We start from the raw sequence: 20,996 nt of genomic DNA on the forward strand, positions 1-20,996 counted from the left end.
TATAAACATTTTTAATTATTTCATATTAATAAATGATGTAAATGATAAAAAAATCATTAAAATATATTTTGAATAGTGAATAATTTATTGATGTAGATGGAAAAGATGTATTTTTACATAGTCTTTTATTTCATAATCAAAGAATTGGATGAAGTGGCAGAAAATGAAGACTTAACACAAATTTTAGTTAACAGAAAAATATATATTATGTTTCCCAGAGTTCTATTATTTTTGATTGTTTTAAGTTCCGGCTTCCTGAAAGCGCAGCTTAGCGAAATAAACAACGTCAAGACAAAGTATATCAACTGGCTTACGGATGCTTCGATAACAACTTACTCGGACAATAATGTGAAGGCACTGTATAATAAATATATTCAGCAGGCCAACAGTGTGGAATCTACCATTAATAACAATTATAACTTTGATTCACCAGGAGTAGCTTGGAATATGGTAAACTCTTCTGATGAAAGTGCATTAATAAGCCTGGTAAACAGCAATCTTTTTTACCTCGTAATGGCTTACCATCTGAAAGGACCCATTGTGAATGGTCAACCCTCCAATCCTAAATACCATAGCCCGCAGCTTAAAGAATTAATTCTTAAAGTATTTAAATACATCAAAGACAAAGGGATAAACAGTACAACCAATTTTAAACTTTCTGTGGAACCTGCTATGGAGCGGATAGCAATGGGGAATTCGAGCTTTGGATTGAGAAGTTCTCCTTTAGGAGAATGTGTACTCCTTATGAAAGATGAGTTGGTTCAGGCTGGTGAGTTTTCACATCATATGGGAATTTTGGAGGGGTTTACTTCCTTTATAGATCCCTCCAACCCCAACTATCATTTTACGTATTCTGGATGCAATACTGATGTGATACGTTCAATGATGCACGTCCGCCTATGTTATATCTTGGCGTTGGATGATACTGCTCCGCAAAAACTGGAGAAAATGAATTTCCTGTATCGTTTTATGAATAACTCATTGTCTATTGCAAGCGGATGGGCAGATATGATTAAACCGGACTTTACTGCCTTTCATCATTTAGGTGCCTACCCTAATTCATATGGGGCAAATGGACTTAGTGTTGCCGCTGTATTGAATTACATTCTTAAAAATACAGCGTACGAGTTAAATGCCACTTCAAGAAACAATCTCAAAAATGCACTGATGGCTTATCAGAAATACAGTGCCGATTTTGAGATTCACAGGGGCTGGACTGGCCGTTTTCCCAATACCACAACACCTCTTCTTACTATCAGATCCGCTTTTGCTTTGTTGTATGCTGCAGATCCTGTTGAAAACCTGGAAGCAGGTCAGTTTTTTAAACAGATTTATAACATGCCCGGAGGTGGATTTAATCCTGCGGTTACATCGGGAACGGGAAATACAATGTCTATGGGACAGATTGTTATCAACATTAAAAATAATGTTTCATTGTTGCCAAGTAACTCAATTACAGAAGGACAGTTCAGCTTCCCTTACGGAGGGCTTAGCGTTCACAAATACAATGGTTATCATGTTGCTGTAAAAGGAACCAGTAATCATATTTGGCATTACGAAAACAGTGCTACAGAAAATATTTTCGGAAGATATATTTCCGCCGGAGCAATGGAAATTCTTTCTGCGGGGACTTTTAAAACAAGACTTTCTAATGGTTTAGGAGTAGCAGGGACAAATGGTGCTGTTACAGATAACGGATGGGATTGGAGCCATCTTCCCGGAACAACGGTTGCCAATATACCATTAAGTGCTTTTCCTACGGGAACTCATAGATTATTTAGTGGAAAAAAATTCCTTGCTCATGCTTCGCTGGATAATAATGGAATATTCGCCATGGATTATAAGGATGCCAATTCCGTTACAGGAGCTTCTGCACTTAAAACGGTTTTCTTCTTTAAAGACAAAATGCTGTGTCTGGGCTCTGAGATCAAAGATGCGGGAGGAACATACCCTATTCATACAACCCTATTTCAGACAGGCCTGCCTACTGCCGCTACCCCTACAAATATAAACGGAACTGTTCAAACCGGGCTTAATGTGAATTTTTCACAAAGTACAGGAAATGTATGGGCTACGGATGCTGTAGGCAACGGATTTGCAATTCCTTCAGACGGTTATACAGGTTCGGTAGTAATTAAAAGGAGTACCCAACAGTCCCGTAATCAGGCTAATACTGCGGATACCCAAGGGGATTATACTACGGCCTATATAGACCATGGTACAGCCCCTTCTTCAGGTAAATACCGTTACGGGATCATTATGCAGGGTGGAGCAGCCGGTGCGCAGAATATGGCGAATAATTTTTCCAATTATTTTGAGGTTTTTCAGCAGGATAATAAAGCCCATGTGATGAAATCTGTGGAAGACAACATCTATGGTTATGCTGTTTTTGATGCGTCATCCGTATTCCAAAATGATAAAGTGATTTCTGTAAATAAACCATCGATAATAATGACTCAAACGCTAAATAGCGGAAATAAACTAAAGGTAAGCCTTACGAGTCCACTGGGACTTTTGAGTGATAATGAGAATTATACTTTTAATCAGATATCCGGAACGGCATCCCGTTTTTATCAAATACCACAAGTTGACCCTGTAAAGCTTACTCTGGCTGGTAAATGGCAGCTGGAATCTCCAAACAATAATATAAACATTTCTATTACAGGAAATAATACTGAAGTTACCTTTAATACCATCAACGGAATTACGATTCAGACCACTTTGATTCCTGAAGTTTTTCTGGGAACTCAGGAGATTGGAAATAAGGATGCTGCTTTTTCCATATATCCGAATCCAACAAAAGGAAAAGTCACAATTATCTCCATAAAAAAATCTTATAAAAACCTGAAAGTTTATGATCGTTCAGGAAGAGATATTTCTTCAATAATTGCAGTGGAAAAAAATAAAGATAGAAGTATCCTTGATCTCAGTTCATTAGTATCAGGAACATATACGGTATGTCTTGATAATGACTGTAGGAAGATCATTAGGAATTAAAAGAATAATTAATTCCGGCTGATAAGAATTGTAATCCGGAGACTCTAAAAAAAACAGGCTTTAGCAAAATCTGAAAACAGTATCTGCTGAAGCCTGCTAATTGATTTAATTAAGTGGTTTTACAAAATTTAAATTACTCAAGAGGCTTTCTGCCGGTAATAATATTGTAAAGGATAACAATAATTGCTATAACCAGTAGAATGTGTATCAAATAGCCTGTGCTGATGCCCGGTACTATTCCTAACATTCCTAAAAGCCAAACAACGATACAGATGACCGCAATTAACCATAATAAACTTCTCATGATATTACATTTTAAAGTTATGTAATTAAATACCAGCATATTTTATGCCTTTACGTCATTAAATTCATTTTTGTGGTATCTTTTTATTGAGGTTTCCTTTATAAAAACATTCGGAAAGAAATAAGAGAGTTTCCCTTATTTCCAACCAAAGCTCCTAATAACAGGAGATGATTAAAAGGTGTTTCATTATTTATTTTCTTCTTTTAATAAAAAAAGGGAAAACTATTCGATATTTGTAAATAAGGTATTAAATTTGATCGTTTGTAACAGGACCAAAATTACTGCTACTAATTATAATACTTATTTTTAAAAAAAAAATTAATAAATAAAGACAGTTTATGTGGAAAAATTTCAAACTGAATAAATTTTTACTCCTGATTCCATTAACAAGTCTAATGTTTTGTTTCAACTCGCCAAAGAATGATGACGAAAAGATGCAGACGATTATGGTGAGCGTAAAAAATACACTTTCTTATTTGCATTACAGCCCAAAGCCTATTAATGATGCCTATTCGAAGGACGTTTATAAGCATTATTTCGAACTGGTAGACCCTGCAAAAAGATATTTCCTGCAGTCGGATATGGACGAATTCAGCAAGCACGAAACAAAGCTTGATGATTATATTAACCAGGGAGATCTTACCTTCTATAAGCTTACCATCGACAGGCTATATCAAAGGGTTGATGAGATAGATAAGATTACTCAGGACATCTTCAGCAAACCAATTAATCTTCAGGAAGATGATGCACTTACCCTGGAGCCTAAATTAAAAAAAGTCCCTACTACCAAGCAGGAACAGTATAATGAATGGAAAAAATACATCAAGTATAATATTCTTCAGGAAGTTGAATCAATGAACAGCAAGGAAGAAGCTCAGAAAGAGAAGAAAGATTCCGTTCAGAAATTCAAATTGAAAGATACCATTAAGCTTCAGGTGCTTACCCAGGATCAGAAGATCAAAAAAGCAACAGATGAGGTGAAAGACCTGGTAAAAGATACCTTTACCCGATTCAAAAAGAGAAAGAAAATGGATTGGTTTACGGTGTATATGAACGCTTATACTGAAGTTTTCGATCCGCATACCAATTATTATTCTCCAAAAGATAAAGAAGATTTTGATACCCAGTTTACAGGAAAAGTAATCGGTATCGGTGCCATTATCCAGGAGAAAAAAGGAAATCTTTATCTTGGAGCGTTGACAATCGGAGCTCCGGCATGGAAGTCCAAACAGCTTTCAGAAGGAGATAAGATCCTGAAAGTAAAATCAAAGCCGAAAGATGATGCCGTAAACGTTGTAGGAATGCTTTCTGATGAAGCCGTAAGACTAATCAGAGGAGAAAAAGGAACTCCTGTGACATTAACGGTTCAGAAGAAAGACGGAACCATCAAGGATGTAACAATGATTCGTGAAGAAGTAGCCATTGAAGATACTTTTGCGAGAAGTATTGTTGTGAACTCTCCGAACGGAAAAAAGTACGGATTTATCAATCTTCCAAGCTTCAATGCTGATTTTGAAGATTCTAAAGGAAGAAATGCCTCCGATGATATTAAAAATGAGATCATCAAGCTGAAAGGGCAGAATATTGAAGGAATTGTTCTGGATCTTAGAAACAACGGAGGAGGTTCTCTTACAGAAGTAGGGGATATTATGGGACTGTTTATGGAAGCCGGACCTTATGTTCAGGTGAAAGACGGAAACGGAAAAATTCAGACTTTAAAGAATAAAAATGAAACACCAATCTGGACAGGGCCGCTTGTCATCATGCAGAACGAACTTTCTGCTTCAGCTTCTGAGATCCTTGCCGGAGTAATGCAGGATTATGGAAGAGCGATGATTATCGGTTCTCCGCAGTCTTTCGGAAAAGGTACTGTGCAGACCTTTGTAGACCTGAATAGATTCTTAAATACAGAAGATGATTTCGGATCTTTAAAACTGACGATTCAGAAGTTCTACAGAATATCCGGAGAATCTACCCAGAGAAAAGGAATTGTTTCCGATATCCAGATGAAAGACTTCTTTACCTACGCGGAAGTAGGAGAGCGTTATGATGATTTTGCGCTGGCATGGGATAAAATTCCTACCACCAAATACCAGAAACTGAACTATTTCAATATCCAGGCTCTTGAAAAAGCAAGCGCTGACAGAATGGCTAAAAACAGCAACTATCAATTATTGCTGGAATCAGCCCAATGGAGAGAAAAATTGGATAAAGAAGAAAGCATTACACTGAATATCAATAAATTCAATGACCTGATGAAACAGAGAAAATCTCAGATCGAGAAATTCAAAGCTTTAACAAAATTTGAAAACGGATTGAAATTCATGATGTATCCAAATGAAATTGAAAGGGAGAAAAAAGACGAAGCATTCAAGAAAAAATCTGAAATGTGGATCAAAAACCTTAAAAAAGATCCATACCTGCAGGAAGCAATGAATATCGTTTCCGATATGGGAATGAAATCATAACATAAAAAAAGACCGCCGATCATCGATCGGCGGTCTTTTTTTATTGAATAACAGATTACTTAATTTCTACACATCCCACTCTTCCGCCGGCATTTCCGGTAGGCTGGGTATGGAAGTCATCAGCTGCTGCATGTACAATCAGTCCTTTTCCGATGATGTTTTTAGACTCATCTGTACAGCCAAGGCACCATTTATTGGTCTTAAAGGTTAAAACGGCTTTTCCGCTCTGGTCAGCAGTCAGGTTACCTATATCTCCCATATGAAAATGCTCGGCTCCCCATTTTCCGTGGTCATCTTTGGCAGGATTCCAGTGGCCTCCAGTAGAAGTTCCGTCAGCGGCAGAACAGTCGCCTTTTTCGTGGATATGTACAGCATGAATTCCCGGAGTAAGATTCGTTACCTCAAGTTTCATCACAACTTCATCTCCTTTCTGGGTAAATTTGGCAGTACCGCCTGTTTGTGTTCCGCTCTTAGCGTTTACTGAGTACGTTTTCGTTGTACAGCAAGAAGCTGCCAGAAACGCACATCCCGCTAATAATGCTAATGTTTGTCCTCTCATTTTTTAAATGATTTATAGTGATTTTAATGATAAATGTATAAAAGATTTTCCAAAGCGCTTTATGATTTCAATCGTTTTTTACAATTGTCTCCAATAAAAAAAGGCACATTGCATTTTATAGCAGAATTAAATTTTTTCTTTTTACTTTCTACGAAGAGTAAAATGATGGATATGAAATTAAAAAAACGCAATAAAAGACAACTTAAATTTTCTTTATTCTGATACCTTTACAAATTAGTATTTTTTGAATTGGAAGATTATAAAAAGAGGATTATCAAAACGATCTGGTATATAGAAAATAACCTTGACACAGACCTTTCGTTGGAAAAAATAGCGGAAGTAGCCGCCTATTCGCCGTTTCATTTCCATAGAATATTTAAGCTTATTACAGGTGAAACACTTCAACAGTATATTCTCAGGAAAAAAACTGAAAAAAGCGCATTTTATCTGGCTGTACACAAACACCTCGATATTAAGGAGATCTACCTTGAACTGGGTTTTGCCAATCATTCGGTTTTTAATAAAACGTTTAAAAAATATTACAGGATGTCTCCTTCAGAATTCCGTAAATCTGCTCCTGCATCTTTTCACAAGATTGTACACGTTCCAAGCAAGAATGGACAAATTGATACGGTTTTCAGCCCATACATTTGCAATGTCGAAAACCTATTAAACTGGACAAAAATGAATTTAAAAATTGAAGTTAAAGAGCTGCCGGAAATGAATCTGGCTGCGGTAATGAGCCTCGGGCTGAGTAATGTAGAGCCATCGTATAATGTGTTGCTTGACTGGGCTGTAAAGAAACGGCTATTTCCCGGAGAAAATATCAAAATGATCTCTGTGTATCATGACAGCTTCAAAGTAACACCACCGGAAAAAGTCAGGATTCACGCATGTATGCTTTTAGAAGAAAAGCTGAAAGAACAGGAAGGACAGATTTTTTCTGAAACCATTGAGGCCGGAAAGTTCATTGTAGGAAGCGGGGAGGTTACTCTCAATGATTTTGAACAATGCTGGGTTTCCCTATTTTTATGGATGAATGAACATCATTATTCAATGCAGAAAACATTTCCGTTTGAGATCTATCATTCTAACTTTAAAGAACATCCTGAAGGAAAAATGATCGTGGATTTCTGCATTCCTGTTCATTAATTACCATTCAGTAATAAAAGAATACCTTTCAGTAATAAATTTTTTACAGGAAGGTATTTTTCATCTTATTTTTGATTCAGAAAACAACATTCCATGAAAATACAAGGACATAAAATACTGTTTCTGATAGCTCTGCTCACTTTTATAACGGGATATTCCCAGGTGAAAATTTCAGGAAAAGTAACCTTTAGAAATAAAGGAGTAGGTGAGGTAAATGTCACCTTAAAAAACACATACGATGGAACAACAACCGATGCTGAGGGTAATTTCTCTTTTGAAACCTCAGAAAAAGGGAGTCACATACTAACGTTTACTCATCCAAAGTATGAGGAGACTGAAAAAGCTATTGTTATTGACAATCAGAATGTCTCTTTCAATGCAGAACTTAAAGAGCAGATCAGTGAGATTGATGCTATAGTTGTTTCCGCGGGCTCTATCGAAGCCAGTGATAAAAAAAGGGCAACAGCACTTCTTACTCCTATAGATATCTATACCATAGCGGGAGCGGACGGACAAATCTCTTCTGCATTAAATTATCTTCCGGGAGTTCAGAAAGTCGGAGAAACAGGCGGACTTTTCATCAGAGGAGGAACGGCATCAGAATCCAGGATTTTTATGGATGGAAGCCTTATCAATAATTATTTTTCCAATTCCATACCCGGAATTGCAGGAAGGGATCAGTTCAATACATCACTGTTCAAAGGAAATGTATTTTCAAGCGGCGGATATTCTGCATTATACGGACAGGCGCTTTCAGGGGTTTTGATGCTGGAAAGTGTTGATCTTCCGGATCAGAGTTCATATGATTTCGGGATTTCACCGATATTTCTTAGTGCAGGATTTCAAAAATTAGGGAAGGATCAGCAGCATTCTTATGGCGCTTCTTTCAGTTATTCTCTTCTGAGCCTGATGCAGAAAGTATTCAACTTCAATACAGATTTTATCGATGCTCCAAAAGGATTAGACGGGAATTTTAATTTCAGAATTAAAACAAAATCAGGAGGAATTTTAAAATACTACGGAATGTATACCTCCAACAAAATGGGAGTAAAATCAGAAAGTCTGGAACCCGGATATGATTTTTCACTGGTGAGATTGAAAGGACAGAATACCTATCATAATCTGTCATTCAGACAAAAATTCGGGAAATACCTTCTGAATGTAGGAACTTCTTATTCTTTCAACAGTTCGGATCTTAACTTTTCTACAGAAACAAATGAAGTTGAATCGGGACGGACCACACTTCTGACAGATGGCAACTACATTAATTTTAAAGCAGTTGCTGACCGGAAAATCAACAGGATCAGCGCTGTTAGAGCCGGGTTTGAATTGAATAATACGGATGAAAAACTAAATTTTGAAGCCATCCGAAAGAATTACAAAGACCTTATCTCTTCTGTTTTTGCAGAAACAGATCTTGGATTCAGCAATGCATTATCCGCTAAAATCGGAGTAAGAGCAGAGCATTCCTCTTTTCTGAACAAAAATAATATAGCACCCCGTTTTGCGCTGGCCTATCGCCTTGCAGACCGCTGGACGACCTCTTTAGCTTACGGACTCTTTTATCAGAACCCGGAAAGCAAATATATCAACGGTCCTGCAGATCTGGGTTTTCAGAAATCACAGCATTATGTCTTCCAGCTTCAGAGAGGAACGGAAGGAAGAACCCTGCGCCTTGAAGCCTTTTATAAAAAATATGACCAGCTGATAAAAACATTCAATATCACACAGGGAAATTCACAGAATCAGCAGACCCAATCGGCTTTAAATAATGATGGATACGGCTATGCTAAAGGAATAGAGCTATTTTGGAGAGATAACAATAAAACATTTAAAAACATTGATTACTGGATTACCTATTCGTTTCTGGATTCCAAAAGAGACTTCCTTAATTATCCGGTCAGTTTAAAACCAGGATTTGCTGCAGAACATACATTTTCAGCTGTGGTAAAAAGATTCATACCGGAGTGGAAACTGGGAGCAAATCTGTCTTATACCTATGCCAAAGGACGGCCTTATTATGATATTGTTTCTTCTTTTGGAGATGGAAGAGCTGTTAACTATACAAGGAATGAAGGGCGTCTGAAAGATTATAATGCACTTAACGTGAGCTTTAATTATATTCCCAGCATCGGAAAAAAAGACGCTAAAGCTTTCACAGTCTTTGTATTGAGTATTTCCAATGTTTTGGGAGCGAAAAATGTCTATGGATATAATTTTTCTGTGGACGGGGCAAGAAGTTCGGCCGTCGTTCCGCCAGTGAATACCTTTGTTTTTGTAGGGGCATTTATCAGCTTCGGAGTTGATAAAACACAGGATGCTATTAATAATAATTTATAAAAATAATGGGAATTAAATTGTAATAATACAATGTTTTCTGCGAAATACATATCTTTGATAAAAATATAATTAATCTTAAAAATTGATGTAATGAAAAAATATCTATTAAGTTTTGCTTTTGCTTTTATGAGTTTAACAGCTTTTGCTCAGACCGATTATGAAAAAGTAATGACAGAAAAAATTGCCAAAATAGAAACATGCAGAACTGCCGAAGATTTTCAGGCTTTAGCCAATGACTTTATAAGAATTAATGCCAAAGAAACCAAAGAATGGCTTCCAGGATATTATGCTGCATTTGCTTACATTCAAAAAGGTAGAGTTTTGATGAGAGACGGTAAACTGAAGGAACTTGATAATGCAGCCTTAGAAGCAGAAAAATATCTGGCTGGAGCTACGGGGGTATTAAGAGGAGATAATGCAGAAACCCACCTTCTTAGAAAAATGGCTTATTCATTAAGAATGATGGTTAATCCACAGCAGCGATATAAAACAGCTGGTGCTATTGCTGAAGCTGAAATGAAAGCCGCAGAAAAGCTGGATCCGGAAAACCCTAGAATTGCCCTGATTAAAGCAGAAGATGTATATTTTACTCCAAAACAATACGGAGGAAGCAAAGCTAAAGGGGTAACGATGTTTAAAGAAGCATTGGCAAAGTTTAATGCATATACTCCAAAATCAGCATTAGATCCGAACTGGGGAAAAGCAGAAGCCGAATATTTTATCAGCCAGCCGGTAAAATAAAAAAAGGATGAAAAATTATCTTTAATAAAAGATTCTTTATTCCTGTCTCAAATAAAATTAACCTTCATTCTATGAAGGTTTTTTTATACCATTCAGGAAGGGAAATCTACCCTTCAGTGAGAAATAATTTTTAATATCTTTAATAGGGACTAATTTTGGAGTAATAAAAAACCAACATGAAACGTAAAGATCTAATCATATTATTCTGGGTATCGCTGGGGACAGCCTTGTTCTTCTTTCTGTTTTTTAATTCTGAAAAGACCTTTTACAACTTTTTCATCACACTGCTCATCTCAGGGATGTATTCTTTTGTGATTGGCATTGGAAACGGGGTGATCAGTGATTTTCTGGACAGAAGATTCCCTTGGTCTGAAGCAACCAGAACCAGAGCTGTTTTAAGTATTATTTCTATTATAGTAAGTAATTTTATCCTGGTTTACTTTTGCAATTACATGAACTTTGTCGTGATTCAAAAGGCCGCAACTCCAGAAGTTTTTTTCTCTAATAAATATGGGTTGACGAACTGGTTCATGATCAATATCGCTCTTCTGATCTCTGCTTTTCTACATGCGAAAGGCTTTGCAGATGAGCTGAAGAAAACCTCCAAAAAAGAGGTGGTGGAGCAGAAATTGATTGCCAAGTCGGCCAACGCACAATTTGAAAGTTTAAAGAACCAGCTTGATCCCCATTTTCTTTTCAATTCATTGAATGTTTTGAGTTCTTTAATTGATGAAAACCCACAGCAGGCCCAGAAGTTTACCTCCTCAATGTCAAAGATATACCGTTATGTACTTGAACAAAAAGATAAAGAGCTGGTAACGGTGGAAGACGAGATAGAATTTGCGAAAACCTATTGTGAACTTTTAAAAACCAGATTTGAAGACAGTGTTGACTTCACTTTTGAAGTCAACAAAGAGGATTACCGGAAGTATGTAGTACCGCTTTCACTACAGCTTTTGCTGGAAAACTGTATCAAACATAATTTTGCCACTTCTTCAAGACCTCTGGCTATTAAAATATTTTCTGATCATGACACCTTGTGTATAGAAAATAACCTCCAGGTAAGAGAACAGATCAAAGAGAGTTCGGGAATTGGACTTGCCAATATCGTTCAGCGATATTCACTGCTTACCAAAAGAAATGTATTTATAGAAAAATCCGGGGATTATTTTAAAGTAAAACTTCCGGTATTGGTTACTAAGCCTAATGTAGTCAGTATTCAGCCGGAAGATAAAGATAAAGCTTATGAAAGAGCCCAAAAACGGGTAAAAGAAATAAAAGGGTTTTATGCCAATCTTATTTCTTACTGTATTGTCATTCCGTTCCTGATTCTTCTAAATCTTTTAACCAATCCGAAACACATCTGGTTCTACTTTCCGATGCTGGGGTGGGGAATAGGGCTTGCCGCCCACGGAATGAGCGTATTTGCGATAGGAAAGAACTGGGAAGACAGGAAAATCAGGGAAATTTTAGAAAAACAAAACCAACAATAAATCTATAATGATTATGGAACATTTAGATACCAGCAGCATCCGCTATAAAGAAGCAGAGAAAAGAGTAAAAAAGTTGAAAGGTTTTTATATGTCTGTATTTGTTTATCTGGCTGTAAACCTCTTCATTCTGTTCGTAAACTATACAGATCTTAATCCAGGTGAAAGTATATGGAGAATACAGTATTTTGTTGTTCCCATTGTCTGGGGGATTTTGATCTTACTTTATGGCCTTACCGTTTTCTTTCCCGGATTTATGCTGGGGCGCAAATGGGAGGAAAAGAAGATCAAAGAATTAATGAAAAAATAGAAATACATAAGGGCTAAAAGGAAAAAAAAATCGCTTTTTAGTCCTTTTACCTTTTCGTGCTTTACCTTCTCAAAAAATAGATCTATATGAATTCGTTACAAATTATATTTTACGTTTCAATGGCCGCATGGTTTCTCAGTGAATTTCTTTACAAGAGAATCCTTAAATCTACAAAAGATGACCAGAAGGATAAAGATAAGTCCAGTCTTAATGTTTTGTGGCTGGCCATTCCTTTTTCTATTGCTGTTTCAATAGCAGTGTCTAATCTCACCAATTTTTCCATTACCGGCAAAAACTGGATTCTATATCTGGGAGAATCATTTATTCTTATCGGAATTATTTTACGGTTTGTGATCATCAGGTCATTAGGAAAGTATTTTACGGTAGATGTTACGATAAAACAGGACCATAAAATCAAAAAAGAAGGATTTTACAAATACCTCAGACATCCTTCTTATGCTTTTTCTCTGCTGACATCGTTAGGTCTTGGGCTGTATCTGGACAACTGGCTGTCATTGATACTGGCTTTTGTTCCTCCGTTCGTTGCTTTTGCCTACAGAATTAAAATTGAGGAACAGGCTCTTATCGAACAGTTTGGGAACGAATATATTGAGTACAGGAAAAAAACAAAGAAACTGATTCCGTTTATCTATTAAAAATCACTTTAGTTCGGGATTATAATTTCAGATTTAAACAGGTTTGTAACAGGGAGCTGGAAGAGGGAAGTTATGAAAATCATCAATAATAAATGATACCCTGTTTTCAATCTCTTTTTTTGTATTTTAATTTGACCTTGAATATTTATAACTAAAAGCTACTTCCATCTCGTCTTTGGTATCTTACATTTACCATTCAGTCACCATAATTTACCGTTCAGTTATATAAAGTTGAATCAGGCTGGTTTTCCGCCTTACCTTTGATTCAACAAAATAACAAATCAATCTTTAAAACAGAAAATTATGGAAACAACATCATTCACTAATGAGACACTTGCTTATGAAAAAGCATCTAAAAGAGTAAAAGAACTGAAAGGATTCTACGGAAATCTTACCTCATACTGCCTGGTTATTCCTTTTTTATTGGCTCTGAATCTTTTAACTGCTCCTAATCACTTATGGTTTTTCTGGCCGGCACTGGGATGGGGAATCGGAATCGCCGCTCATGCAGTCAACGTTTTCGGAATTGGAAAAGACTGGGAGGAAAAGAAGATCAGACAATTAATGGAAGAAGAAAAAAGAAATACCAAAACATTATAAACTCAATTTTAATCTAAAAAAACGTACTGCCATGAACTATAATAATGCCTACACAAGAGTAGAAAAACTAAAGAAATTTTATAAAAACCTTTTATGGTTTACAATCGTAGCCGGAGTGCTTCTTCTTAGAAAATATATGAAGTATGGAACCCTTGATTTTTCAGTAACAGGAGGCTCTCTGCTGCTTACCATTTGGGGAATAGTCCTGACTGTAAAAGCCGTTGACTTATTTATTTTTGATGATCAATGGGAAAGAGGAATCGTGGAAAAACATTTTAAAAACAATAAAAAATCAATTGATTTTTAGATTCTCTCTACTTTTTTCTAATTTTATTCCGGATTTTAACCCCAAACTCAATATCTATGATCAAAACTGTCATTATCGAAGACGAGAAACCTGCTTCAAGGAAATTAGAACGTATGCTGAGTAATTTTCCTGAAATTGAGGTAGTTGCTAAAATTGAATCGGTAGAAGACGGAGTGGCCTGGTTTTCAGAAAATGAACATCCGCAGCTGATCTTTTCAGATATTGTACTGGGTGACGGACTGTCCTTCGATATCTTTGAAAAAGTACCTACCAAAGGTTTTATCATCTATACCACAGCTTTTGACCAATACACTCTGAAAGCATTCAAATTGAACAGTATAGATTATCTTTTAAAACCCATTCTGGATGAAGATCTTACAACAGCAGTAGAAAAGTTTAAATCATTTATTCCATCAGATAATACAACGGGTTCAGAGGATATTAAACAGCTTATCAGAAAAGAAAAGTCTACCCTTTCCAGAGTTCTGGTGAAGATAGGTTATAATCTGAAGATCGTACAGACCGACGAAATAAGCTGTTTTTTCAGTGAAAATAAGATCGTATATCTTCAGACAAAAGAACGTACTTACCCTTCAGATTTTACATTGGATGAGCTTGAGGATGTCCTTGATGAAAAGAAATTTTTCCGGACAAACAGACAGTTTATCATCAATTCAGATCATATTAAAAATATTCACACCTCGCCTTATTATAAAGTAGAACTTGAGTTTCAGCCGCAGGAAGAAATCACGGTCAGCCGTGACCGGGTGAAAGATTTTAAAGACTGGTTGGTAAGCTAAAAAACGAACACATAGTTATCTGTAATCTATCCTGTTAGATTCTGTATCTTCAAGTTGTTTTATAATAGATTGGGGAATCTCATCACTGTCAATCGGAAAACTGACGGAGTCTGAAATAAAAGTCTTTCTGTCAGCTTTCTGAAATATTTCAAAAAGAGCAATAGGCTCTTGATTAAAACTGATACATGTACTTATAAAATGCAACTCATGGAGCTTATAGTCTGGATTTTTGAGCTTTTCCTTGATATCTTTTATCCTTGAGATAAAATGCCGCTGACGGATGAAGGTATTGCTGTTCATGATGATGAATACATAGTCTGAATAGGCGGTAACTTTTCCGAAATATTTGTGATGGTCGCCCCCGCTTCTTTCAATAAAGTATTCTCCGGTAGTTTCAGATTTGTAGATTTCCATTGCAGAACGCCAGATGCGCTCTTCTTTTGCCTGTAAAGGGTTTTCCGGAAGATTCCTGTTATAAGAATACCAACAGCCCATAAGACGGTCTAAAAGGGCTGTATTCTGACTGACATTATTAAGATCGATTTTAAGGTTATTAAAATTAAAAGCCTCCGTATTGGAATTGATGAAGTCAATATAATTTGAATATCCTAAAACCTTGACAATACTGCTCAGTTTAGCTAGGTTCGGCCTGCTTAAATCTGCATTTTCATTGTGTCTGTACTTTTTTAGTTTATTAATGATCAGGTGCTCATACAGATAATTCAGACCAAGAAGATCCGGTGCTTTTTTGATTCCCTTCTCTGTTTGACTGGCGGAGATCAGTTCATTCAGTTCCTCACTGATATAGGCCCATTCGGTCTTGGTGACATCCTCCCAATGATTTTTCTTTAAGAAATGACGACTTAAAAAATTCATTAGCTTTTCCAGATGTAAGATATCTTCTTTTTTCATGAATTTATTTTATAAGACTAATTTAAGATTTTTACAGAACTAAAAAAGACTATTGAAAGACTTTTATATTTCAAAATCAAAAGATATTTGAATAGAAAAATAAAAGTAAAGACAATGGAAACAACAATGCAATTAAAAGACGAATCTCTCTGGAACAGATTACAGGGATTTTCATTAGATGCTTCCGATGCCGATTTCCCTTTTTCTAAAAAGCTGGCTAAAGAAGAAAACTGGACTCTGGACTTCACCAAAAAAGCAATAGAGGAGTATAAGAAATTCATTTATTTGTGCTGTATTCTGCCTCACGGCGCCTCACCCAGTAAGATTGTAGACAAAGTATGGCATATGCATCTGATTTACACCCAAAATTACTGGGAAGAATTTTGCCCTGAAATCCTCAGAAGAAAGCTTCATCATCATCCTTCAAAAGGCGGGCAACAGGAAAAATGCAAACACCAGGACTGGTTTCTGGATACCCTCAGCCAATACAAAACCATCTTTCAGAAAGAAGCTCCTGAAGACATCTGGCAGGAAAAAACACCCGAAAAGAGCAGGAAAAACTGGTTAAGGAAACTCAGGATTCTTCCGTTGTTTATGATCCCATTCTTACTGTCATCCTGCCTAGGAGAAATTCTGAGCACTTTAGGAATGATCTTCTTTTCCCTATTGGGAGTTACTATTTTCGGATCTGTCATTTCATTATTCTCTGGCAGCGATGGAGAAAATCCTAAAGGGAAAGATGATGGAAGTGCCGGAGGTAGTTGTGGAGGAAGCAGCTGCGGTGGAGGTGGAGGATGCGGCGGGGGTTGTGGGGGGTGCGGCGGATGTGGTGGTTAAAAAAATGATAAGCTATGAAAAATATATTCATTCATTTAGTTCCGGTAATTACTGGCCTGATATGGCTTTATACGGAAAATCAGACCCTCAATCCGGTAATGGCAAAAGGTCCGGACTTCCTGAAGTTTTACCTGATCCTGATACTGGGAACCTATCTCGTCACTTTTTTCTTAAAACGATCGGGAGAAACAACTTTGAAAACTTCACTGTATTTTATCTTTTTTATATTGATTCTCGGAATCATCAAACTGGTCAGAGGAATCAGCCTGGGAAAACCGGTTGGCTTTCTGGTAATGATCCTGATCCTGGAATTTATTGTCATAATGGTTGTTATGTCGTATCATGTCAATCATAAGACTAAGGTCTGATTATTCAGAATAAAATAAAAAAGTAACCCGAAACAGATTGCTTCGGGTTATATGATTTAAGATTTCTTCTGATTTTCATGATCCGTTTTAAGACCGTATCTCCTGATCATGGCGGCAGTAATGGCTACCAGCACTGCACACAGAAAAAGCTCTGATTTTTCAGGGTGGTAAATTTCCTGGTAAATATTGTATCCTAATAAAAGAGATACAAGGAATAGCAAAACACTATTGGCTGCAGCATACTGATGGTTTGAAGTCGTTTTCATAATGATATTTTTTATTGTTATTTACTGAGTAAGTATGACAATATAGAATACGTTACAAAAAAAATCAAAAATTTTTCTTTTTATGAAATAACTCCGCTTCCAATCAGCTCTTCCCCAATATACCAGGAAGCAAACTGTCCTTCTGCAATGGCCGACTGCGGCTCATCAAATTCAATATAAAAAGCATCATCAAACTGATAAAGAACAGCTTTCTGCAACGGCTGCCTGTATCTGAATCTGGCCATTACCTCCATAGATTCTCCGTTCTGAAGTTTCATGTCTTCCCGTACCCAATGCAGTTCAGAATTATCAATTTTTAATGCCTTTCTGTACAATCCCGGGAAGCTGTGACCTTCACCTACAAAAAGAATATTGTTTTCCATATCTCTGGAGACGATAAAACAGCTTTCCTTATGCCCGCCTATACCTAGGCCTTTACTTTGTCCGATCGTAAAAAACTGGGCACCCTGATGCTTTCCGATTACTTTTCCGTCAGATTTTTTATAATGGATTTTCTGGGATAAAAATTCAAGCTCTTCCTGTTTTGAGGAAAATTCAGGAGTTTCACCAGCAAAAAGTGGTGAATCTTTGAAAATTTCAACAATTTCCCCTTCTTTTGGAACCAATTGCTGCTGTAGAAACTGGGGCAGACTTACCTTTCCAATGAAACACAAGCCCTGAGAATCTTTTTTATCAGCGGTTACAAGTCCGATTTCCTTTGCAATTTCCCTAACCTGTGGTTTTGTAAGTTCCCCGATAGGAAACAATGCCTTAGAAAGCTGATCCTGGCTCAGCTGACATAGGAAATACGATTGATCTTTATTGTTGTCTTTTCCGGCTAAAAGATGAAAAATTTCCTTCCCGTTTTCGTCAAACGTTGAGTTGACTCTGGCATAATGTCCGGTCGCGACCTTATCAGCACCAAGAGACATTGCTGTTTTCATAAAAACATCAAATTTTACCTCACGGTTGCATAAAACATCAGGATTTGGGGTTCTCCCTTTCTCATATTCAGCAAACATATAATCTACAATACGCTCTTTGTAGAGTTCACTCATATCAATAACCTGGAAAGGAATTCCCAATTTCTGAGCTACCATAAGCGCATCATTACTGTCTTCAATCCAGGGACATTCATCCTCTAAAGTTACCGACGCATCATTCCAGTTCCTCATGAACAAAGCCACGACTTCATGCCCTTGCTGTTGTAACAAATATGCTGTAACACTGGAATCTACACCTCCGGAGAGGCCTACTACTATTTTCATTCTATTTCAATTTTACGGAACTCTTAACGGGAGTCCTTAGTTTGATCCGGCAAAAATACAATTAAAAATATTCGTAAAAAAACCATAATTTTAAACATTGACAAAAACAATAGTATATGAAAAAGTTTATTATTCCTCTGATGCTGATGCTCTCAGTACCTGCGTTTTCACAGATTTCAGTAGGTACCCCGGCTCAGGAAAACAATAAATGGACCTTTGGGGGCGGAATTGGCCTGGGCTTCGGAAGTAACAGCGCTTTTTATTTGCAGGCTTCACCCAGAGTAGGATACCGGCTTACCAATGATCTGGAAGCGGGAGTTATGGGAAGTGTTTCCTGGCAGACTTCGGACTTTTACAGGTCAACAATGTTCGGGGCAGGGCCGTTTGCCAATTACTATTTTGCAAGATCATTCTATGTAGGAGCCAATCTTCAGCACTATTTTATCAATTACAAAGATAAATACTACGACTATAAATTCAATGAAGAAGAAACGGCTTTGTACTTAGGAGGCGGTTATATGCAGAGAATAGGAGGGAATTCTTTCATGCAGATCGGATTGATGTACAATGTTTTATGGAAAGAAAATTCCAGCGTATTTTCAAGCGGCCTGATTCCCAATATTGGTTTTGTAATAGGGATGTAATCTTCAACCTATTGTAAGAGCTATAGAACAAAAAAACACCGGGAGTTTTTCCGGTGCCTGTTGCTATTTCTTAATGATCAGTTTAAAGGTTTTTACGGGGGTTTTATCTGTTTTACTGACAGATAAGAGATAGCTGCCGTTGTCCAGTTTACCGGCAAGCCTGAAATGTTCTTCCCTGTTTTTTGAAGTTGCGGCAGAATAGACAAGTCTTCCGGACATATCGGAAATGTTGATCAGATAGGATTCTTTTTCTAAAACAGATCCTTTTAAACTGAAATTTCCGTTATTGGGGTTGTTGTAAAGAATCAGATCCTTCGATGAGTTGGCTTCAGCAGTAGAAAGGACCGTTGAGCTGAACTTAGCCAGAAAACCTGCTTTTCCGCGGGTTTCAGTAGGCGGATAAATAATATTTTGCTGGTGTCCGTTAGCTGAACTGAATCCATTTGGGTTTTCGGTGTTACCAAAAAGGTAGAATGCATTTGTGTTTTTTGAGAATTTACAGCCAATATCTGTAAGATATTGATATCCGTCATTTTCCATATTATTAAATCCTCCATAATAAGAAGTGAAAAGATGTGATCCTGAAGTGGTAAACATAGAAAAGAAAGCATCATCTCTTGTCGGATTAGGCTTGGTAGGAACAAAAGTTCCGGGTGATGCTATGTTCTGACTTCCCTGCGAAGTTCCTGCGATGAGTATTTTGTCATCTTTTACATCAAGAAAGTTGTAGGAAGATACAAAATCAAGGTCGTCTCCTCCCAGGTAAGTGCTCCATGCCCGTTTTCCGTTTGAATCGAATTTAGTCAGGAAAAGATCAAGCCAGCCTGTAGACTGCTGTTTATAAGCTCCCGAAGTAGCATAATAGGTGCTGAGATTTACGGTAATACCTGCCATATAAATACCGGTAGAAGTTGCTTTTATACCAATAATCTGACCGGATGCTGTCTGAGGAATTCCATAATAAGTCCCCCAGATCCTTTTTCCGGTATTTCCGTCAATTTTAGAAAAAAACTGCTTTGATTTTTCTGATTGAAAAGCTCCTGGAGTTGCAAGAACAGAACTCGTTTCATCAAGATCATCGCTTCCTGCAATATAAAGATCATTGCCATAAGCATTGAGGCAGTAAATGATTTTGGAAGGCGTGTAAGTTGCCCATATTTTCTGTCCTTGGGGATTAAGCTTTACGAGATAAGAATTGGCTAGTGATGTGCCGTTTATATCAGGTACAATGGTGAAGGCAGGCTGAAATGTTCCGGGATCTCCAAGGTTCTGCCAGATCGTTGTACCAGTAATATATATATTTCCCTGTTCATCGTCTGTCAGAGTATATGAGCTTCCGCCGGGGATATAGGTTTTCCACAAAAGCTGGTTGTTTTCATCATATTTTGAAAGAATGGTATCACCATCTGTTACCGATTCGGGAAGCCAGACTCCGGAAGGCAGTGGTGGTGAGTTTGATTCTGCTCTCTCAATATAATAGATATTTCCTGATTGGTCTCTGAAGCGGACATATTTTCCAGTGAAGGGATATTCTGAAAGAAGCATATTTCCGGATGAAGAGAGCTTTGCGTAAAATTCATTGGTATAAGGCGGTGTTGCTGAAGGAGTAAAAAGATGACCTCCGGGAGTAACAAACTGGTTGTAATAAAGGGTAGGCTGCACAGGATTATTTGCATCATGGCCCGAAATCCCATCTGCTGTAATAGAATGAGTGCCAGGGTCTTCATAAATAGATGAAATTTCAGTATTGAACCCCCCAAAATAAGTAGCCCAATCCCTTTGATAAGGAAAGTTTTGTGAGTATAAAAGAGAAGGGAATAATATGAGAAACAGATGTTTTGATTTCATAATTTATTTGATATTTCGTGGTTTTTAGTTAGTTATTCACAAAAATAGGAAAACAAAAACGAATAATATTCATGAATTGGTATTTAAGCGAAAAAATAAAACAAAAAAGCATCGGAAAAATCCGATGCT

The 20,996-nt window shown here is 37.0% G+C and carries 20 protein-coding genes; 14 read left to right on the forward strand and 6 right to left on the reverse strand.

Going from position 1 to position 20,996, the window contains the following annotated elements; all coding sequences use genetic code 11:
* The first annotated feature begins 207 nt into the window (after positions 1–207).
* Positions 208–2,997 (forward strand): chondroitinase family polysaccharide lyase, encoded by a 2,790-nt coding sequence (locus tag FW768_RS15340; protein ID WP_185151985.1) that lies wholly within the window; start codon positions 208–210, stop codon positions 2,995–2,997.
* A gap of 133 nt (positions 2,998–3,130) precedes the next feature.
* On the opposite strand, the gene FW768_RS15345 is transcribed toward FW768_RS15340, so the two are convergent.
* Entirely contained in the window at positions 3,131–3,301 is a 171-nt protein-coding gene (locus tag FW768_RS15345) for a lmo0937 family membrane protein (RefSeq protein ID WP_153396871.1), read from the reverse strand.
* A gap of 338 nt (positions 3,302–3,639) precedes the next feature.
* Here FW768_RS15345 and FW768_RS15350 point away from each other — a divergent pair, with 338 nt between their 5' ends.
* On the forward strand, positions 3,640–5,769 hold the full coding sequence (locus tag FW768_RS15350) for a carboxy terminal-processing peptidase (RefSeq protein WP_153396873.1): 2,130 nt from the start codon (positions 3,640–3,642) through the stop codon (positions 5,767–5,769).
* A gap of 55 nt (positions 5,770–5,824) precedes the next feature.
* On the opposite strand, the gene FW768_RS15355 is transcribed toward FW768_RS15350, so the two are convergent.
* Positions 5,825–6,328 (reverse strand): superoxide dismutase family protein, encoded by a 504-nt coding sequence (locus FW768_RS15355; RefSeq protein WP_153396875.1) that lies wholly within the window; start codon positions 6,326–6,328, stop codon positions 5,825–5,827.
* A gap of 249 nt (positions 6,329–6,577) precedes the next feature.
* Here FW768_RS15355 and FW768_RS15360 point away from each other — a divergent pair, with 249 nt between their 5' ends.
* The 9 genes from FW768_RS15360 to FW768_RS15400 all read left to right on the forward strand — a co-directional run bounded on the left by FW768_RS15360 (position 6,578) and on the right by FW768_RS15400 (position 14,724).
* Positions 6,578–7,480: an AraC family transcriptional regulator gene (locus FW768_RS15360; protein WP_153396877.1), complete on the forward strand. Its 903-nt coding sequence runs from the start codon at positions 6,578–6,580 to the stop codon at positions 7,478–7,480.
* Between the two features lie 93 nt (positions 7,481–7,573).
* Positions 7,574–9,820: a TonB-dependent receptor gene (locus FW768_RS15365; protein ID WP_153396879.1), complete on the forward strand. Its 2,247-nt coding sequence runs from the start codon at positions 7,574–7,576 to the stop codon at positions 9,818–9,820.
* A gap of 90 nt (positions 9,821–9,910) precedes the next feature.
* Positions 9,911–10,561, forward strand: a complete 651-nt coding sequence (locus FW768_RS15370) for a hypothetical protein (RefSeq protein WP_153396881.1) — start codon at positions 9,911–9,913, stop codon at positions 10,559–10,561.
* 176 nt (positions 10,562–10,737) lie between these two features.
* The gene (locus FW768_RS15375) at positions 10,738–12,054 is read left to right on the forward strand and encodes a 2TM domain-containing protein (protein ID WP_153396883.1); all 1,317 of its coding nucleotides are present in this window, start codon (positions 10,738–10,740) and stop codon (positions 12,052–12,054) included.
* A 13-nt stretch (positions 12,055–12,067) separates the two neighbouring features.
* Positions 12,068–12,361: a 2TM domain-containing protein gene (locus FW768_RS15380; RefSeq protein ID WP_153396885.1), complete on the forward strand. Its 294-nt coding sequence runs from the start codon at positions 12,068–12,070 to the stop codon at positions 12,359–12,361.
* 86 nt (positions 12,362–12,447) lie between these two features.
* Positions 12,448–13,017, forward strand: coding sequence for a methyltransferase family protein (locus FW768_RS15385; protein ID WP_153396887.1), 570 nt, complete (start codon positions 12,448–12,450; stop codon positions 13,015–13,017).
* Positions 13,018–13,320: 303 nt separating this feature from the next.
* Positions 13,321–13,617, forward strand: a complete 297-nt coding sequence (locus FW768_RS15390) for a 2TM domain-containing protein (RefSeq protein WP_153396889.1) — start codon at positions 13,321–13,323, stop codon at positions 13,615–13,617.
* 31 nt (positions 13,618–13,648) lie between these two features.
* Positions 13,649–13,924: a 2TM domain-containing protein gene (locus tag FW768_RS15395; protein ID WP_153396890.1), complete on the forward strand. Its 276-nt coding sequence runs from the start codon at positions 13,649–13,651 to the stop codon at positions 13,922–13,924.
* A 56-nt stretch (positions 13,925–13,980) separates the two neighbouring features.
* Entirely contained in the window at positions 13,981–14,724 is a 744-nt protein-coding gene (locus FW768_RS15400; protein WP_153396892.1) for a LytR/AlgR family response regulator transcription factor, read from the forward strand.
* Positions 14,725–14,739: 15 nt separating this feature from the next.
* Here FW768_RS15400 and FW768_RS15405 read toward each other — a convergent pair whose 3' ends face one another.
* A complete protein-coding gene (locus tag FW768_RS15405) occupies positions 14,740–15,636 on the reverse strand; it encodes a hypothetical protein (protein ID WP_153396894.1) in 897 nt (298 codons plus the stop codon).
* 114 nt (positions 15,637–15,750) lie between these two features.
* Between FW768_RS15405 and FW768_RS15410 the strand changes: the two genes are divergently transcribed.
* Positions 15,751–16,473, forward strand: a complete 723-nt coding sequence (locus tag FW768_RS15410; RefSeq protein WP_153396896.1) for a glycine-rich domain-containing protein — start codon at positions 15,751–15,753, stop codon at positions 16,471–16,473.
* A gap of 14 nt (positions 16,474–16,487) precedes the next feature.
* On the forward strand, positions 16,488–16,841 hold the full coding sequence (locus FW768_RS15415; RefSeq protein ID WP_153396898.1) for a hypothetical protein: 354 nt from the start codon (positions 16,488–16,490) through the stop codon (positions 16,839–16,841).
* A 56-nt stretch (positions 16,842–16,897) separates the two neighbouring features.
* Here FW768_RS15415 and FW768_RS15420 read toward each other — a convergent pair whose 3' ends face one another.
* Complete coding sequence (locus FW768_RS15420) at positions 16,898–17,107, reverse strand: hypothetical protein (protein ID WP_153396899.1); 210 nt, start codon at positions 17,105–17,107, stop codon at positions 16,898–16,900.
* Between the two features lie 80 nt (positions 17,108–17,187).
* Positions 17,188–18,375 (reverse strand): tRNA 2-thiouridine(34) synthase MnmA, encoded by a 1,188-nt coding sequence (gene mnmA / locus FW768_RS15425; RefSeq protein WP_153396901.1) that lies wholly within the window; start codon positions 18,373–18,375, stop codon positions 17,188–17,190.
* A 116-nt stretch (positions 18,376–18,491) separates the two neighbouring features.
* Here mnmA and FW768_RS15430 point away from each other — a divergent pair, with 116 nt between their 5' ends.
* Positions 18,492–19,019 carry a hypothetical protein gene (locus FW768_RS15430; RefSeq protein ID WP_153396903.1) on the forward strand — a complete coding sequence of 176 codons (528 nt, stop codon included), beginning with the start codon at positions 18,492–18,494 and terminating at the stop codon, positions 19,017–19,019.
* A 63-nt stretch (positions 19,020–19,082) separates the two neighbouring features.
* Here the strand turns inward: FW768_RS15430 and FW768_RS15435 are convergent, their stop codons facing one another.
* Positions 19,083–20,867 (reverse strand): T9SS type A sorting domain-containing protein, encoded by a 1,785-nt coding sequence (locus tag FW768_RS15435; protein ID WP_153396905.1) that lies wholly within the window; start codon positions 20,865–20,867, stop codon positions 19,083–19,085.
* Positions 20,868–20,996: the final 129 nt, after the last annotated feature.

It is taken from the genome of Chryseobacterium vaccae (genome assembly GCF_009602705.1).
GTDB classification, from domain to species: domain Bacteria; phylum Bacteroidota; class Bacteroidia; order Flavobacteriales; family Weeksellaceae; genus Chryseobacterium; species Chryseobacterium vaccae.

Bases quoted from the DNA above. Each gene is read 5' to 3' on its own strand.
- mnmA (WP_153396901.1), bottom strand. From the start codon at position 18,375: ATGAAAATAGTAGTAGGCCTCTCCGGAGGTGTAGATTCCAGTGTTACA.
- FW768_RS15385 (WP_153396887.1), top strand. From the start codon at position 12,448: ATGAATTCGTTACAAATTATATTTTACGTTTCAATGGCCGCATGGTTT.
- FW768_RS15345 (WP_153396871.1), bottom strand. From the start codon at position 3,301: ATGAGAAGTTTATTATGGTTAATTGCGGTCATCTGTATCGTTGTTTGG.
- FW768_RS15355 (WP_153396875.1), bottom strand. From the start codon at position 6,328: ATGAGAGGACAAACATTAGCATTATTAGCGGGATGTGCGTTTCTGGCA.
- FW768_RS15340 (WP_185151985.1), top strand. From the start codon at position 208: ATGTTTCCCAGAGTTCTATTATTTTTGATTGTTTTAAGTTCCGGCTTC.
- FW768_RS15400 (WP_153396892.1), top strand. From the start codon at position 13,981: ATGATCAAAACTGTCATTATCGAAGACGAGAAACCTGCTTCAAGGAAA.
- FW768_RS15380 (WP_153396885.1), top strand. From the start codon at position 12,068: ATGGAACATTTAGATACCAGCAGCATCCGCTATAAAGAAGCAGAGAAA.
- FW768_RS15435 (WP_153396905.1), bottom strand. From the start codon at position 20,867: ATGAAATCAAAACATCTGTTTCTCATATTATTCCCTTCTCTTTTATAC.
- FW768_RS15395 (WP_153396890.1), top strand. From the start codon at position 13,649: ATGAACTATAATAATGCCTACACAAGAGTAGAAAAACTAAAGAAATTT.
- FW768_RS15410 (WP_153396896.1), top strand. From the start codon at position 15,751: ATGGAAACAACAATGCAATTAAAAGACGAATCTCTCTGGAACAGATTA.
- FW768_RS15405 (WP_153396894.1), bottom strand. From the start codon at position 15,636: ATGAAAAAAGAAGATATCTTACATCTGGAAAAGCTAATGAATTTTTTA.
- FW768_RS15365 (WP_153396879.1), top strand. From the start codon at position 7,574: ATGAAAATACAAGGACATAAAATACTGTTTCTGATAGCTCTGCTCACT.
- FW768_RS15420 (WP_153396899.1), bottom strand. From the start codon at position 17,107: ATGAAAACGACTTCAAACCATCAGTATGCTGCAGCCAATAGTGTTTTG.
- FW768_RS15375 (WP_153396883.1), top strand. From the start codon at position 10,738: ATGAAACGTAAAGATCTAATCATATTATTCTGGGTATCGCTGGGGACA.
- FW768_RS15350 (WP_153396873.1), top strand. From the start codon at position 3,640: ATGTGGAAAAATTTCAAACTGAATAAATTTTTACTCCTGATTCCATTA.
- FW768_RS15415 (WP_153396898.1), top strand. From the start codon at position 16,488: ATGAAAAATATATTCATTCATTTAGTTCCGGTAATTACTGGCCTGATA.
- FW768_RS15390 (WP_153396889.1), top strand. From the start codon at position 13,321: ATGGAAACAACATCATTCACTAATGAGACACTTGCTTATGAAAAAGCA.
- FW768_RS15430 (WP_153396903.1), top strand. From the start codon at position 18,492: ATGAAAAAGTTTATTATTCCTCTGATGCTGATGCTCTCAGTACCTGCG.
- FW768_RS15370 (WP_153396881.1), top strand. From the start codon at position 9,911: ATGAAAAAATATCTATTAAGTTTTGCTTTTGCTTTTATGAGTTTAACA.